At 72.1% G+C, this 14,542-nt stretch carries 13 protein-coding genes, 4 tRNA genes and 2 pseudogenes; 15 read left to right on the forward strand and 4 right to left on the reverse strand.

Going from position 1 to position 14,542, the window contains the following annotated elements:
- Nucleotides 1–119: 119 nt before the first annotated feature.
- Nucleotides 120–608, reverse strand: coding sequence for a YajQ family cyclic di-GMP-binding protein (locus ACIRVF_RS02305; RefSeq protein ID WP_402812488.1), 489 nt, complete (start codon nt 606–608; stop codon nt 120–122).
- A 217-nt stretch (nt 609–825) separates the two neighbouring features.
- Between ACIRVF_RS02305 and ACIRVF_RS02310 the strand changes: the two genes are divergently transcribed.
- The 5 genes and pseudogenes from ACIRVF_RS02310 (at nt 826) to ACIRVF_RS02330 (ending at nt 4,503) form a co-directional block, all read left to right on the forward strand.
- Nucleotides 826–906: transfer RNA gene (locus ACIRVF_RS02310), tRNA-Tyr, on the forward strand.
- A gap of 559 nt (nt 907–1,465) precedes the next feature.
- Nucleotides 1,466–3,295, forward strand: a complete 1,830-nt coding sequence (locus tag ACIRVF_RS02315; RefSeq protein ID WP_402812491.1) for an APC family permease — start codon at nt 1,466–1,468, stop codon at nt 3,293–3,295.
- A 2-nt stretch (nt 3,296–3,297) separates the two neighbouring features.
- Complete coding sequence (locus ACIRVF_RS02320) at nt 3,298–3,525, forward strand: potassium-transporting ATPase subunit C (RefSeq protein WP_402812494.1); 228 nt, start codon at nt 3,298–3,300, stop codon at nt 3,523–3,525.
- Nucleotides 3,524–3,691: pseudogene (locus ACIRVF_RS02325) on the forward strand (ATP-binding protein); the annotation flags it as partial. The gene ACIRVF_RS02320 and the pseudogene ACIRVF_RS02325, both read left to right, overlap by 2 nt.
- Nucleotides 3,692–3,827: 136 nt before the next feature.
- Nucleotides 3,828–4,503 (forward strand): annotated as a pseudogene (locus tag ACIRVF_RS02330) (response regulator).
- 273 nt (nt 4,504–4,776) lie between these two features.
- On the opposite strand, the gene ACIRVF_RS02335 reads toward ACIRVF_RS02330, so the two are convergent.
- Entirely contained in the window at nt 4,777–6,045 is a 1,269-nt protein-coding gene (locus ACIRVF_RS02335) for a hydrolase (RefSeq protein ID WP_402812497.1), read from the reverse strand.
- Nucleotides 6,046–6,272: 227 nt separating this feature from the next.
- On the opposite strand from ACIRVF_RS02335, the gene ACIRVF_RS02340 reads away from it, so the two are divergent.
- The 8 genes from ACIRVF_RS02340 to ACIRVF_RS02375 all read left to right on the forward strand — a co-directional run bounded on the left by ACIRVF_RS02340 (nt 6,273) and on the right by ACIRVF_RS02375 (nt 11,157).
- Nucleotides 6,273–6,345: transfer RNA gene (locus ACIRVF_RS02340), tRNA-Thr, on the forward strand.
- 43 nt (nt 6,346–6,388) lie between these two features.
- Nucleotides 6,389–6,461, forward strand: a tRNA-Met gene (locus tag ACIRVF_RS02345).
- An 83-nt stretch (nt 6,462–6,544) separates the two neighbouring features.
- Nucleotides 6,545–6,709, forward strand: coding sequence for a 50S ribosomal protein L33 (gene rpmG / locus ACIRVF_RS02350; RefSeq protein WP_006604855.1), 165 nt, complete (start codon nt 6,545–6,547; stop codon nt 6,707–6,709).
- Between the two features lie 131 nt (nt 6,710–6,840).
- Nucleotides 6,841–7,299: a MaoC family dehydratase N-terminal domain-containing protein gene (locus ACIRVF_RS02355; RefSeq protein WP_402812500.1), complete on the forward strand. Its 459-nt coding sequence runs from the start codon at nt 6,841–6,843 to the stop codon at nt 7,297–7,299.
- Between the two features lie 5 nt (nt 7,300–7,304).
- Nucleotides 7,305–7,727, forward strand: coding sequence for a MaoC family dehydratase (locus tag ACIRVF_RS02360; RefSeq protein WP_402812502.1), 423 nt, complete (start codon nt 7,305–7,307; stop codon nt 7,725–7,727).
- A 149-nt stretch (nt 7,728–7,876) separates the two neighbouring features.
- Entirely contained in the window at nt 7,877–8,413 is a 537-nt protein-coding gene (locus ACIRVF_RS02365) for a TetR/AcrR family transcriptional regulator (RefSeq protein WP_402812971.1), read from the forward strand.
- Nucleotides 8,414–8,520: 107 nt separating this feature from the next.
- Complete coding sequence (locus ACIRVF_RS02370; RefSeq protein ID WP_402812505.1) at nt 8,521–10,050, forward strand: MFS transporter; 1,530 nt, start codon at nt 8,521–8,523, stop codon at nt 10,048–10,050.
- A 63-nt stretch (nt 10,051–10,113) separates the two neighbouring features.
- A complete protein-coding gene (locus ACIRVF_RS02375; protein WP_402812507.1) occupies nt 10,114–11,157 on the forward strand; it encodes a UDP-N-acetylmuramate dehydrogenase in 1,044 nt (347 codons plus the stop codon).
- On the opposite strand, the gene ACIRVF_RS02380 is transcribed toward ACIRVF_RS02375, so the two are convergent.
- Nucleotides 11,147–12,193 carry an adenosine deaminase gene (locus tag ACIRVF_RS02380; protein WP_402812510.1) on the reverse strand — a complete coding sequence of 349 codons (1,047 nt, stop codon included), beginning with the start codon at nt 12,191–12,193 and terminating at the stop codon, nt 11,147–11,149. The genes ACIRVF_RS02375 and ACIRVF_RS02380 overlap by 11 nt on opposite strands.
- 108 nt (nt 12,194–12,301) lie before the next feature.
- Nucleotides 12,302–13,549: a pyridoxal phosphate-dependent aminotransferase gene (locus tag ACIRVF_RS02385; protein ID WP_402812513.1), complete on the reverse strand. Its 1,248-nt coding sequence runs from the start codon at nt 13,547–13,549 to the stop codon at nt 12,302–12,304.
- Between the two features lie 286 nt (nt 13,550–13,835).
- On the opposite strand from ACIRVF_RS02385, the gene ACIRVF_RS02390 reads away from it, so the two are divergent.
- A tRNA-Trp gene (locus ACIRVF_RS02390) sits at nt 13,836–13,908 on the forward strand.
- 150 nt (nt 13,909–14,058) lie between these two features.
- A complete protein-coding gene (gene secE / locus ACIRVF_RS02395; RefSeq protein WP_380421353.1) occupies nt 14,059–14,385 on the forward strand; it encodes a preprotein translocase subunit SecE in 327 nt (108 codons plus the stop codon).
- The last annotated feature ends 157 nt before the right edge of the window (nt 14,386–14,542 follow it).

The raw sequence follows: 14,542 nt of genomic DNA on the forward strand, positions 1-14,542 counted from the left end.
GCCCCCCCCGGGCCACCCCCGGGCTCCCCCCCCCCCCCTACCCTACGGGCCCCCCCACAAACACCCGGGGCGGGGGGCCGGGCCGCCCCCCCCCCGGGGGGGGGGGCGCGACGGGTCGACTAGCGGTAGTTCACGAACTGGATCGCGAAGTCCAGGTCCTTGCCCTTGAGCAGGGCCTGGACGGTCTGGAGGTCGTCGCGGCTCTTGGAGCTGACGCGCAGCTCGTCGCCCTGGACCTGCGCCTTGACGCCCTTCGGACCCTCATCCCGGATGATCTTCGCGACCTTCTTGGCATCCTCCGTGGTGATGCCCTCCTTGATGTCCGCGAAGATCTTGTACTCCTTGCCGGACAGCTGCGGCTCGGCGGCGTCCAGGGCCTTCAGCGAGAGGCCGCGCTTGACGAACTTCGTCTGCAGCACGTCCAGGATGGCCCGCACGCGCTCCTCGCCGTTGGCCTTCATCTCGATCTTCTCGCCCGAGCGCTTGATCTCGCCGCCCACGCCCTTGAAGTCGAAGCGGGTGGCGATCTCACGGGAGGTCTGGTTGATCGCGTTGTCGACCTCCTGCCACTCGACCTTCGAGACGATGTCGAAACTGGAGTCGGCCATGGGTGTTGGTCTCCTTGATGCTCTGGCTTCACTGACGCGGCCCGCCCCACCGGGCGCCCGCCGCCCCAGCCTATCCAGCGCCACCCCGGCCCCGCCCGTGACAGCCGCGCCGCGGTCCTTGATCATCGCGTGACCTATCGAGTGGCGGAGCACCCCCCGGGATCAGGTATGGTTTACCAAGTCGAACGGGGCGAGAGCCCGGCGAGACGAAGATCCTGGCTGGTTGCCCGAGCGGCCAAAGGGAGCAGACTGTAAATCTGTCGCGAAAGCTACGCAGGTTCGAACCCTGCACCAGCCACAGGATAGGAAACAGCCCCTGATCTGCGGAAACGCAGATCAGGGGCTGTTTCGTTGTGCTCGAACGCCGGTCACGCCGGATGGTTGTTTTGCGTGGTTTGTCTCACCTCGTTCCGCCCGGATCCCAGTCCTGACCAGCGGTTCCGGACCAGGGGCGGACCAGGATCGGTGTGACCCAGCGCTTCAGCCGGCCAGTGAGCGCCGACGCTGGGAGGGCCGATCGCTCAGCGTTACCAGGGGCCGTCGGGGACCGGCGGGGCGGAGCCGAAGCGCAGCAGGGCCGCGTCGGCAGTTATTGCGCATAGCTTGCAATTACTGTGGTGAGGCAGCAGAGTGGGGCCCGGGGGTGGGAGTCCTTCGAGCTGATCGTCTTCCCAACCGGCGCCCGCCGGGACAACGGCTCCCCCACCCCCGCCAACAGCTCCTCCCGCCGTACGGCCCCCGTCAAGGACGCGTCAAGGCCCCAGGCGGCGGCGTCAGGAACGCGTAGGGGACGGCTGGCGCGCGGGCGCGCGGACCGCAGGATTCGGTGCAACTACCGACTGCGGAGGTCCCGTCCGATGTCCAGCGCCACTTCCACCCCGGCCGTGACGGCCGACGAACCGCCGGATACCGGGGCGGGTGACGAGCGGCACCGGCTCACCGCGATGGGCGGACTGGCGGCGCTCTCGCTGGACGCGATGGCCTCGGTGGCGTACGGGCCGGAGTCGATCGTGCTGGTGCTGGCCGCGGCCGGATCGTACGGGCTGGGGTTCACGCTGCCGGTCACGGTGGCGATCGCCGTGCTGCTGGCGGTGCTGGTGGCGTCCTACCGGCAGGTGATCGCGGCGTTCCCGGACGGCGGTGGCTCCTACGCGGTCGCCAAGGCGCACCTGGGCCGTCGGACGGCGCTGACCGCGGCCGCCTCGCTGGTGATCGACTACGTCCTGAACGTGGCGGTCTCGGTGACCGCCGGCGTGGCGGCGCTGACCTCCGCGCTCCCAGGTCTGTACGGCGACCGGGTCTGGCTCTGCCTGGGCGTACTCGCGCTCGTCACCGCGGTGAACCTGCGGGGGATAGCCGAGTCGGCCCGCTGGTTCATGGTGCCGACGGCCGTGTTCGTGCTCTCGATCCTGGCGATCATCGTGGTCGGTCTGTTCCGGGACGGCCCGGTCAGTACCGAGGCCGCCGCCGGCCACGCCTCGGTGCTCGCCGAGAACGCCACCGCGGTCGGCGCGCTGCTGCTGCTCAAGTCCTTCGCGGCCGGCTGCTCGGCGCTGACCGGCGTCGAGGCGGTGGCCAACGCCGTCCCCTCCTTCCGGACCCCGCGGGTGAAGCGGGCGCAGCACACCGAGGTCGCGCTGGGCGCCCTGCTCGGCGTGATGCTGATCGGCCTGGCCGTGCTGATCGGCCGCTTCCACCTCCAGCCGGTCGACGGCGTCACCGTGCTGGCCCAGCTCGCCGACGCCTCGCTCGGCCACGGCACCGGCTTCTACGTCGTCCAGTTCGCCACCGTCGTCCTGCTCGGCCTGGCCGCCAACACCTCCTTCGGCGGCCTGCCGGTGCTGATGGACCTGCTCGCCCGGGACAACCACCTCCCGCACGTCTTCGCGCTGCGCGCCGACCGCCAGGTCTACCGCTACGGCGTGCTGTTCCTGGCCGCGGTCTCGGCCGCTCTGCTGGCCGGCTCCGGCGGCGACGTCAACAGCCTGGTGCCGTTGTTCTCGATCGGGGTGTTCGTCGGCTTCACGATCTGCCAGGTCGGGATGGTCCGGCACTGGCACCTGCACCGCCCGGACGGCTGGCGGCGCAAGGCCGCGCTGAACGGCTTCGGCGCACTGCTGACGGGCGTCGCCACCGTGGTCGTCACCGGCACCAAGTTCACCGAGGGCGCCTGGGGCATCGTGGTGGCCCTGCCGCTGCTGGTGGTGCTGTTCGAGGCGATCCACCGCAGCTACGGGCGGATCGGCGAACGCCTGGAACTCGGCCGGGTGCCGGGCGCGGTGAGCCGCCGGCGCAGCCTGGTGGTGGTCCCGGTGACGGCGATCACCCGGCTCACCCGGGACGGCCTGTCGGCGGCCCTCTCGCTCGGCGACGAGGTCATGGCGGTCACCGTGGTCCACGACCCGGCCGACGCGGAGGCGCTGCGCCGGGACTGGGAGCTGTGGCAGCCCGGGGTGCCGCTGGTGGAGATCCCGGAGGACCACCGGCGGCTCGGCCCGCCGATCGCCGCGTTCGTCAACCGGCTCGGCGAGGAGCGCGCCTACGACCGGCTCACCGTGCTCATCCCCGAGGTCGAGCCGGCCCACTGGTGGCAGCGCGCGCTGCAGAACCGGGGCGGCGCCGTGATCGACCGCGCCCTGCGCCGGCACACCGACGCGGTGGTCTGCCGCCTGCGGATGCGGATGTAGCGGTGGAGGAAACGAGGGGGGAGGACCGCGTACGGTCCCGGACGGCGAGCTGCCGTCCTGCGCCGTTCGTCGTCCCACCAGCCAATCCCGTCAAGGCCCCGTCAAACACCCCGGCCGACACGCTGAACCAGCTGATCGGCACGTACACCGAGGGCCGCTCGCTCGGCTTCCTCGGCGACGAGGGCGTCAACGTCGTCCTGCTCAACAAGGCGATCAGCGAGCAGAAGTGACCGGGTCTTCCTGCCCCTCCAGCGCCTCGGCGACACCGACAGCACCACCGGGGTCGGCCTCGGCCTCGCCCACTCCCGCGGCCTCGTCGAGACCATGGGCGGCAGCCTGGAGGTCGAGGACACCCCCGGCGGCGGCACCACCATGCTGCTCACCCTGCCCGCGGCCGCCGGGCAGGCCGCCGAGCACGCGGCCACTGAGCACTTCGCCGCCGAACAGTCCGCCGCCGAACAGCCCGCCGTCGAGCACTCGCCGCCGAACACTTCGCCGCCGAGCACTTCGTCACCGGGGAGGAGCCACCGCAATGAGCGAGATCCTGATCGTCGACGACGAACCGGCCATCCTGCGCGCCCTGCGGATCAACCTCAGCGCCCGTCAGTACGCCGTCCGCACCGCCGCCAGCGGCGGGGAGGCGCTCGACCGGGCGACGCACTCCGCCCCGGACGCCGTCCTGCTCGACCTCGGCCTGCCCGACCTCGACGGCATGGAGGTGCTGCGCGGACTGCGCACCCGCGGCCCGATGCCGATCATCGTGCTCTCCGGCCGCTCGGGCGCCACGGACAAGATCGGCGCTCTCGACGCGGGCGCCGACGACTACCTCACCAAGCCGTTCCTGATGGAGGAACTGCTGGCCCGGCTAAGGGCGGTACTGCGCCGGCCGCTGGGCGGGGTCCCGGCGGAACGGCCGGTGATCGGCGACCACACCGTCGACCTCGCGGCCACCACGGTGCTCGGCCCGGGCGGCCCGGTACGGCCCACCCCGACCGAGTGGTGGATCCTCGGTCTGCTGCTCGCCAACCCCGGCCGACTGGTGCCCGGGCGGCAGATCCTGCGCGAGGTGTGGGGGCCGGGCCCAGGAGGCGCGCGGCAACTACCTGCGGGTCTACCTGGCGGGGCTGCGCCGCAAACTGGAGCGCGACCCGGCCCGCCCGCGCCACCTGATCACCGAGCCGGGGATCGGCTACCGCTACCTGCCGTAGCGCCCGTGGTGTGTCAACGGACCGTCAAGAGGGGCTCGTTGAGCGACAGGAGAGTGTCAAGGCCGGTCGGCTGCGGTGGTCCGCGGTCATAGGGTCGGTGCCGGAACGAGCGGTTCCCGCTCCGTGTGGGGGAAGTCCGGGACCGCTCCGGCCGCCGTCCCCGAGGACGGCCAGCAGGTGGGGGAGGGGCGTGCGACGCAAGGCGCGCGCCCCTCTGGCCTGCGCGCCTCTAACCTGCGCCCCTTCGGCCCGCGCTCCCTTCGGCCCACACGTTCAGCAGTCAGTGCCGCCGCACTGCCGGGGCAGCGCCAGCGCCACCGTGTCCGCGAACTCCCGGACCGCGCTGGTCCGGCTGACCACCCGGCCGCTGTGCACCACCAGCCGGCTGTGCCCGCCCGCGAGCGCCCCGGCGAGGCTGTCCCCGCGCACCGCCAGCAGCTCCGCCGGGAATCCGGCGTCCACCCGGACGGGAGGGAGCCCGAGCGCCGCCCGGGCCTGGTTCGCCACCGCGTCGTACGCCGCCTCCGGCTCCAACTCCCCGCCCGCCGCCAGCAGATAGGCGGACTCCAGCGGGTCGGCCCGGCCGACCGGGTTGGACTGGTCCCGCAGGGCGCCGCTGCCCGCCGCCAGCGGCACCCGGGCCGCGGCCAACTCCCCCACCAGTCCCGGACGCAGACCGGACGGCCGGCCCTCCAGCCCGGTGCAGCCGCCGTTCTGCGGCAGCCAGACCACCCGCACCCCGCTGGTCGCCAGCACGGTGGACGCGCCGCGGGCCAGCGCCCCGCACGGGCCGAGCGTCACCCGCGGTCGCAGCGGTGCCACGGCGCTCGCCAGTCGGGCGAGTTGGGCCGCGTCCGCGGCGGTGGTGTGGAGGTCCACCGGGCAGTCCGCCTCCCGGGCGGCCTCCAGCAGCAGCTGCACGTACCCGGCCGGGTCCGGGTCCAGTTCCGGGCAGCCGCCGGCCGCCGTCGCGCCCAGTTTGAGGGCCTCGCGCAGCTGGGCGCGCCCGTCCGCGCCGGCCCGGCCGGTGAGCAGGCGGGGCATCGCCACCGCCTGGAGCTCGGCCAGCCCCCGCAGTGCCTGGCGGGCGGTGAGCACCGCCTCCAGGCGGCCCAGCCCGTGCACGTCGCCGATCCGTACGTGGGTGCGCTGGGCGGTGGCGCCGTAGCCGAGCGAGGTGAGCGCGGCCTCGGTGACCCGGCGGGTGAGGTCGGCGGGGGTGTCCGGCGGCGGGGTGGGCAGGGCGGCGGAGAAGGCGGTGTCGTAGTGGGCGTGCGCCTCGGCGGGGGCGGGGAGCAGCAGGTAGCCCCGGAGGTCGATCCGGGCGCCGGTGGTGACGGTGGGGGTGCCGGGCAGGGCGGGCAGCGGGCCGAGACTGCCGACGGTGCCGACCGCCTGGATGCGGTCTCCACTGATCCGGACGTCCACCACCCGCCCGTCGGCCAGCCGGGCCCCGGTGAGGAGCAGGACCGGGCCGTGCCCGAGCGGGTTGGCCGCCGGGCCGGGCCCGGAGTGCGGCCCGTCGGCGGCTGCGCTGTCCATCGACGGCTCCTTCTCGTGCCCTGGCCAATGAGCGTCGAGCCTATGGCGCACGGGGGCGGGCCGCCGGGAGGCGGGCAATAGTCGTATCGGCTCGGGGCGCGCGGCTCGTGGGGCGATCGAACGCCCGGCCTTGGATCGGTCGTCCGTGCACCTCGCCGACCTGCGGTCTTCGCCCCGGGATACGGATTTCACCTCTGGGCGCGGAACGTGTAATCTCTTCCTCGTTCGCCCCTATAGCTCAGTCGGTAGAGCGTCTCCATGGTAAGGAGAAGGTCTGCGGTTCGATTCCGCATGGGGGCTCTGGTGAAAGGCAGTCAGCTTCGGCTGTGCTGCTGATCACTGTGGCGGTGTAGCTCAGTTGGTAGAGCAAGCGGCTCATAATCGCTGTGTCACCGGTTCAAGTCCGGTCACCGCTACCCCGCGTAGTCGGTCGGGAGATCGCACTCCCGGTCGGCTACTCTTGTTGTGTTCTTATTCGTTGTCCAAGGAAGGCACTCCCGTGGCTGCCACCGACGTCCGCCCGAAGATCACGCTGGCCTGCGTGGAGTGCAAGGAGCGGAACTACATCACCAAGAAGAACCGGCGTAACGACCCGGACCGTCTTGAGATGAAGAAGCACTGCCCCCGCTGCAACTCGCACACCGCGCACCGCGAGACCCGCTGACCCTGTCGCAGGGCGCCGGGCCTGTGTGAATTCAGGTCTTCGACTCCGGGCCGTATCCCTCAACAGGGGGTGCGGCCCGGAGTCTTTTTTCGTACCCGTCCGCGTTTCCATCCGCGTTCCGAGGAGCTGCCATGGCGCTCGACCCGTCCTTCATCGGGCGTAGTTACCCGCCCACCGATCCTTACGAGGTCGGCCGGGAGAAGATCCGCGAGTTCGCGATCGCGATCGGCGACGCCAATCCGGCGTACACCGACGCGGAGGCCGCGAAGGCGCTGGGCCACCAGGACGTGATCGCCCCGCCGACCTTCCCGTTCGCGATCGCCTTCCAGGCGGCCGGCCAGGTCGTCGAGGACCCGGAGCTGGGCCTCGACTACAGCCGGGTGGTGCACGGGGACCAGAAGTTCCGGTACACCCGCCCGGTGCGGGCCGGCGACCGGCTGACGGTCGCGGTCACCATCGACAACATCAAGTCGCTGGCGGGCAACGACGTGCTCACCGTGCGCGGTGAGGTGGCGGACGAGACCGGCGAGCACGTGGTGACGGCGATCATGACGCTGGTGGCCCGGGCCGCCGACGAGGCGGGGGAGTGAGCGCGATGGCGATCAACTACGACGAGGTCGAGGTCGGAACCCAGCTGCCGGCGCAGTCCTTCCCGGTGACCCGCGCCACACTGGTGCGCTACGCGGGCGCCTCCGGCGACTTCAACCCGATCCACTGGAACGAGAAGTTCGCGCTGGAGGTCGGCCTGCCGGACGTCATCGCGCACGGCATGTTCACCATGGCCGAGGCGATCCGGGTGGTCACCGACTGGGTCGGCGACCCGGCCGCGGTGGTCGAGTACGGCGTCCGCTTCACCCGGCCGGTGCCGGTGCCCAACGACGGCGTCGGCGCGGTGATCGAGGTCTCGGCCAAGGTCGCCAAGAAGCTGGACGACCGCAAGGTGCAGATCGACCTGCTGGCCACTTCCGGCGGGCAGAAGGTGCTCGGGATGTCCAAGGCGGTCGTCCGGCTCGCCTGAGGCCTCGAACCCCTCGGCCTCTTCCCGGGCCGTTCTCCGAGGTCAGCCGCCCCGGGGCCCGCTCGACGGGCTCCGGGGCGGTTTTTTCGGGCTTGCAGGGATAGTGATTGGTCACTAACTTGGCTTCCGTGGCGAAGACGAGCATGCGGATGAGTGCGGAGGAACGGCGCGAGAGCGTGGTCCGGGCCGCGGTGATCGAGTTCGCCAGGCACGGCTACCGGGGCACCTCCACCGAGGCGATCGCCCGCCGGGTGGGCGTCTCGCAGCCGTACCTGTTCCGGCTGTTCCCGGGCAAGCGGGCGATCTTCACGGCCGCCGCCGAGCGCTGCATCGAGGAGACCTGGCGGGTCTTCGACGAGGCGTCCGTCGGGCTGACCGGGGAGGAGGCCGCCGCGGCGATGTCCGAGGCGTACATGGGCCTGGTCGAGGACCGCGAGCAGCTCATGATGCAGATGCAGCTCTACGTCTCGGTGTTCGCCTCCCGGATGGCCGGTGAGGACGAGATCGGGGCGATGGCCCGGCAGCTGTGGGGGGACCTGTTCGAGCGGGTCCGGGAGCGGGTCGGTGGTGACGTCCAGGGCACCACGGAGTTCTTCGCCTACGGGATGCTGATCAACACCCTGGTGGCGCTGGGTTTCCCCCGGGAGCACCGCATCTGGGACGGCTTCGGCGAGCGCGAGGAGTAGTGGGTCGCGCGGCGGGGGCCGTGCGGCGGGGGCCGCGCGGCCCTTTTTTCGGGGCTCGAAAGTTAGTGATCAATAACTATCTGGGAAACTCTGGGGGAAGTGGAGTCATGACGGAGATCACGACGAAGAACGCGGCGGAGCTCGCGACCGGGAGACCGGGCCTCGGACGCACCGGCGTCTGGACCCTGGTGATCACCAGCCTGGCCGGCTTCATGGCGGCCCTGGACAACCTGGTCGTCACCACCGCGCTGCCGTCCATCCGCGAGGAGCTCGGCGGCGGACTGTCCGACCTGGAGTGGACGGTCAGCGCCTACACCCTGTCCTTCGCCGTGCTGCTGATGTTCGGCGCGGCGCTCGGCGACCGGTTCGGCCGCCGCCGGATGTTCCTGGTCGGCCTCAGCCTCTTCACCGCCGGCTCCGCCGCGGCCGCGCTCTCGCCCGGCATCGGCGCGCTGATCGCCGCCCGCGCCCTCCAGGGCGTCGGCGCCGCGGTGTCGATGCCGCTCACCCTCACCCTGCTGACCGCCGCGATACCGGCGGTCAAGCGGGGGATGGCCTTCGGCATCTGGGCCGGGGTCAACGGCCTCGCCATCGCGGCCGGCCCGCTGATCGGCGGCGCCCTGACCGAGCACTTCTCCTGGCAGTGGATCTTCTGGGTGAACGTCCCGGTCGGCGTCGCCCTGGTGCCGCTGGCCGCCCTGCGGCTGCGCGAGAGCCACGGGGCCGGCCCGGCCCTGGACGCGGTCGGCACGGTGCTGGTGAGCCTCGGCCTGTTCGGCGTCGTGCTCGGACTGATCCGCGGCAACCCGGACGGCTGGACCAGCCCGCTGGTGCTGGCCGCGCTGGCCGGCGGCCTGGTGCTGCTGACCGCCTTCGTGCGGTACGAGCAGCGCGGCGCCAGGCACCCGATGCTGCCGATGCGGCTGTTCCGCAACAGGACCTTCGCCGCCGTCAACGCCTCCGGCCTGCTGATGTTCCTCGGGATGTTCGGCTCGATCTTCCTGATCAGCCAGCACCTCCAGACCGTGGGCGGCTACACCCCGCAGGAGGCCGGTATCCGGATGCTCCCGTGGACCGGGGTGGGGCTGATCGTCGCGCCGGTCGCCGGCATCCTGGCCGACCGCTTCGGCGGCCGTCCGATCGTGCTCGTCGGACTGACGCTCCAGGGCGTCGGCCTGGCGCTGTACGCGGCGATCAACGACGGGCTCGGGTACTACGAGTACTCCCCGGTGGTGCCCGCCGTGGTGATGTGCGGCGTCGGGATGGCGATGTACTTCGCGCCGACCGCCGCCATGGTGATGGACAGCGTCCGGCCCGAGGAGCAGGGCATCGCCTCCGGTGCCAACAACGCGCTGCGCGAGGTCGGCGGCGCGCTCGGGGTGGCCGTGCTGTCGGCGGTGTTCTCGGCGCGCGGCGGCGACGGTTCGGCGGGGACCTTCGTCCACGCGATGGTGCCCGCGCTGTACGTCGGCGCCGCTCTGGTGCTGGCGGGCGCGGTCTGCGCGCTGGTGCTGCCGCGCCGGACGAAGGCGTCCGGGGCCGTCCCCGCCGGGCAGGCCGGGCAGGCCGCGGTGATCGAGCGGTCCGCGGCGGTCGAGGAGGGGCAGCCGGTCCCGGCAGAGGCCTCGAAGGCCTGAGCGCCGGGGGCGGTCCACCGGGGGCGGCCGGGCGGCCGCCCCCGTCCCCTTACGCTGGTGGGCGTGCTGGTAGAAAACGACGCCCCCCTCGCCCCGCTGACCACGCTGCGGCTCGGCGGCCCGGCCCGCCGCCTGGTGACCGCCCACACCGACGACGAGGTGATCGCCGCCGTCCGCGAGGCGGACGCGGCGGGCGAGCCCCTGCTGGTCCTCGGCGGCGGCTCCAACCTGGTGATCGGCGACGCCGGCTTCCCCGGCACCGTGCTGCGGATCGCCACCACCGGCTTCGCCCTGGACGGCACGGTGCTGGAGCTGGCGGCCGGCGAGGTCTGGTCGGAGGCGGTCACCCGCGCGGTGCGCGAGCACGGCCTGGCCGGGATCGAGTTCCTGGCCGGCATCCCCGGCTCGGCCGGCGCGACCCCGGTGCAGAACGTCGGCGCGTACGGCCAGGAGGTGGCCCAGACCGTCACCGAGGTGGTCGCGTACGACCGCGCGGCCGGCGAGGTGGTCACCCTCACGAACGCCGAGTGCGCGTTCTCCTACCGGCACAGCCGCTTCAAGGCCGAGCCGGACCGCTACGTGGTGCTGCGGGTGCGCTTCGCCCTGGCGGACCGCGCCGGGCTCTCCACCCCGGTCAAGTACGCCGAGGTGGCCAGGCACTTCGGCGTCGAGCAGGGCGAGCCGGTGCCGCTGGTCGAGGCGTACGAGGCGGTGCTGGGACTGCGGGCCGGCAAGGGGATGGTGCTGGACCCGGCGGACCACGACACCTGGTCGGCCGGCTCCTTCTTCACCAACCCGGTGCTCACGGCGGCGCAGTACGAGTCCTTCCGTACCCGCCCTGGCACCGAGAACGCCCCCGCCTACCCGGCCCCGGAGGGGTGCACCAAGACCTCGGCGGCCTGGCTGATCGACCGGGCGGGCTTCGGCAAGGGCTACGGCGACGGCCCGGCGACGCTCTCCACCAAGCACACCCTGGCGCTCACCAACCGCGGCTCGGCCACCGCCGAGGACCTGCTGGCCCTGGCCCGGGAGATCCGGGACGGGGTCCGCGAGGCCTTCGGGGTGGAGCTGGTGAACGAGCCGGTGATGGTGGGCGTCAAGCTGTAGGGGCGTGCCCGTCCACCAACCAGGCGTCGATGTCCGCCAGCAGTTCCTTGCGGACGTCCTCCGGCGCGCACGAGCCGCGCACCGACTGCCGTGCCAGTTCGGCGAGTTCGGCGTCGCTGAAGCCCAGGGCGTCCCGGGCCAGGTCGTACTGGGCGGCGAGCCGGCTGCCGAACAGCAGCGGGTCGTCGGCGCCGAGCGCCAGCGGCACCCCGGCGTCGAACAGCCGGCGCAGCGGCACCTCCTCGGGGTGCTCGTAGACGCCGAGCGAGACGTTGGAGGCGGGGCAGACCTCGCAGGTGATCTGGCGGTCCGCCAGCCGGGCCATCAGCCGCGGGTCCTCGGCGGCCCGGACGCCGTGGCCGATCCGGCCCGCCCCCAGGTCGTCCAGGCAGTCCCGGACGGACTCCGGGCCGGCCAGCTCGCCGCCGTGCGGGGCGGCCAGCAGCCCGCCCTTGCGGGCGATCTCGAAGGCCCGGTCGAAGTCCCGGGCCAGGCCGCGGCGCTCGTCGTTGGAGAGGCCGAAGCCGACCACGCCGCGGTCGGCGTAGCGGACGGCGAGCCGGGCCAGCGTCCGGGCGTCCATCGGGGACTTCATCCGGTTGGCCGCGACCAGCACCCGGATGCCCACCCCGGTGGCCGCGGCGGCGTGCTCCACCGCGTCCAGGATCAGCTCCAGTGCGGGGATCAGTCCGCCCAGCCGGGGCGCGTAGGAGGTCGGGTCGACCTGGATCTCCAGCCAGCGGGAGCCGTCCCGCCGCTCGTCCTCCGCGGTCTCCAGGACCAGCCGGCGGATGTCCGACTCGTCGCGGAGCACCGAGCGGGCGGTGTCGTACAGGCGCTGGAAGCGGAACCAGCCGCGTTCGTCCGTGGCCCGCAGTTTGGGCGGCTCGCCGGAGCTGAGGGCCTCCGGCAGCCGGACGCCGTGCTTGTCGGCCAGCTCCAGCAGGGTGGCGGGCCGCATCGAGCCGGTGAAGTGCAGGTGCAGGTGGGCCTTCGGGAGGCCCCTGACGTCTCGCGGGTTCAACAGGCGTTCCATTTTCCGATACTGCCGTATGCGGCCCCCAAACGGGAACCGCCCTCTTTCCGTCCCCCGAGGGGGTGAAGAGGGCGGTGTGCCGGGTGAATCCCGAACGTCGGGTTGACGTCAGTCGCGGGCCTCGCCGAGCAGCTTCTGGAGCCGGCTGACGCCCTCGACCAGGTCGGCGTCGCCGAGCGCGTAGGAGAGCCGCAGGTAGCCGGGGGTGCCGAAGGCCTCGCCCGGGACGACCGCGACCTCGGCCTCGTCCAGGATCAGCGCGGCCAGCTCGCCGGAGGTCTGCGGGCGACGGCCGCGGATCTCCTTGCCCAGCAGGCCCTTGACCGAGGGGTACGCGTAGAACGCGCCCTCGGGCTCGGGGCACAGGACGCCCTCGATCTCGTTGAGCATCCGCACGATGGTCCTGCGGCGGCGGTCGAAGGCCTCGCGCATCTCGGCCACCGCGTCCAGGTCGCCCGCGACGGCGGCCAGCGCGGCGCGCTGGGCCACGTTGGAGACGTTCGAGGTGGCGTGCGACTGGAGGTTGGTCGCGGCCTTGATCACGTCCTTGGGGCCGATCACCCAGCCCACCCGCCAGCCGGTCATCGCGTAGGTCTTGGCGACGCCGTTGACCACGATGCACTTGTCGGCGAGCTCGGGCAGCAGGGCCGGCAGCGAGGTGAAGCTCGCGTCGCCGTAGACCAGGTGCTCGTAGATCTCGTCGGTGAGCACCCAGAGGCCGTGCTCCAGCGCCCAGCGGCCGATCTCCTCGGCCTCGGCCTCGGTGTACACCGCGCCGGTCGGGTTGGACGGCGAGACGAAGAGCACCACCTTGGTGTTCTCGGTGCGGGCGGCCTCCAGCTGTTCGACCGAGACCTTGTAGCCGGTGGTCTCGTCGGACACGACCTCCACCGGGACGCCGCCGGCCAGCTGGACCGACTCCGGGTAGGTGGTCCAGTACGGGGCCGGGATGATGACCTCGTCGCCCGGGTCCAGGATCGCGGCGAAGGCCTCGTAGATCGCCTGCTTGCCGCCGTTGGTCACCAGCACCTGGGAGGCGTCCACCTCGTAGCCCGAGTCGCGCAGCGTCTTGGCGGCGATCGCGGCCTTCAGCTCGGGCAGGCCACCCGCCGGGGTGTAACGGTGGTTCTTCGGGTCGCGGCAGGCCTCGACGGCCGCCTCGACGATGTAGTCCGGCGTGGGGAAGTCGGGCTCGCCGGCACCGAAGCCGATCACCGGACGGCCGGCCGCCTTGAGGGCCTTGGCCTTGGCGTCCACGGCGAGGGTCGCGGACTCGGCGATCGCGCCGATCCGGGCGGAGACCCGGCGGTCGGCGGGGCGGATGGAAGGGTCGGGCTGCGGGGTGGAAGCGCTCATGCCTGCATCGTCGCAGAACCGGGACGGACCGGTCATCGCGGTTTCACCATCCGTACGGCTCCGTCCGCATCGCGACCCCCGACGATCCGCCGGTGATCGCCGCGCCCGGCCGGACATCCGCCGGGCGGGCGGCGGCCCCGGAAGAAGAGGTTCGACCAAACAGCCTCCGACCACGTACACTCGCTCCTCGACGGCCCGCCGAAAAAGACCGGAGCTTTCACCGCCTGTACAGACGGCGGGGGGAGATGCGGTAGGTTGGTCGCCACCAGGGGCCGAGAGGTTCCGTAGGGCAATAGCTCAATTGGTAGAGCACCGGTCTCCAAAACCGGCGGTTGGGGGTTCGAGTCCCTCTTGCCCTGCTGCTTGATCCGTACTCAGCCCGTTCGCTCCACAGAGCGAGCGGGCTTGATGCGGAGAGGGCACCGATCAGCACCGCTTAAGCCGACCGCTCGTGCCTGAAACGGGTACGCAGGCGATGTTCGGCCGGACCCGGATTCAGGTGAGGACGAGTGACGGAGACCACGGGCTCCACCGCAACGCCTGAGAGCGGCAACCCCGAGGGGACCGACGGCGCTGCCGAGACCGCCGCTGTCGAGGGCGACAAGAAGTCCGGCAAGCAGAAGAAGTCCGGCAAGCGGGCCAAGAAGGGCCTCTTCGCGCGGATGGGCCTCTTCTACCGCCAGATCATCGCCGAGCTGCGCAAGGTCGTCTGGCCCACCAGGAGCGAGCTCACCAACTACACCGCCGTCGTGGTGACCTTCGTCGTGGTCGTGATGGGCTTCGTCTACGGCCTCGACTACGGCTTCGCCAAGCTGAGCCTCTTGGTCTTCGGCTGATCGAGCCCCACCTCCGAACCACCTCCCGACCCGGGCCGAATCATCGGTCCGGGTCGAGCTGTCGGCGGCGGACGTACGCGCGCGTACCGTGGACTCGGTACTGTTGAAGTCTCCGAGACCTCTCCTGGCGCCCGCGCGAGCGGCCGCGCGCCGGTCC

Origin of the sequence: Kitasatospora sp. NPDC101157 (genome assembly GCF_044768255.1) — a bacterium.
Taxonomy (GTDB): Bacteria; Actinomycetota; Actinomycetes; order Streptomycetales; family Streptomycetaceae; genus Kitasatospora.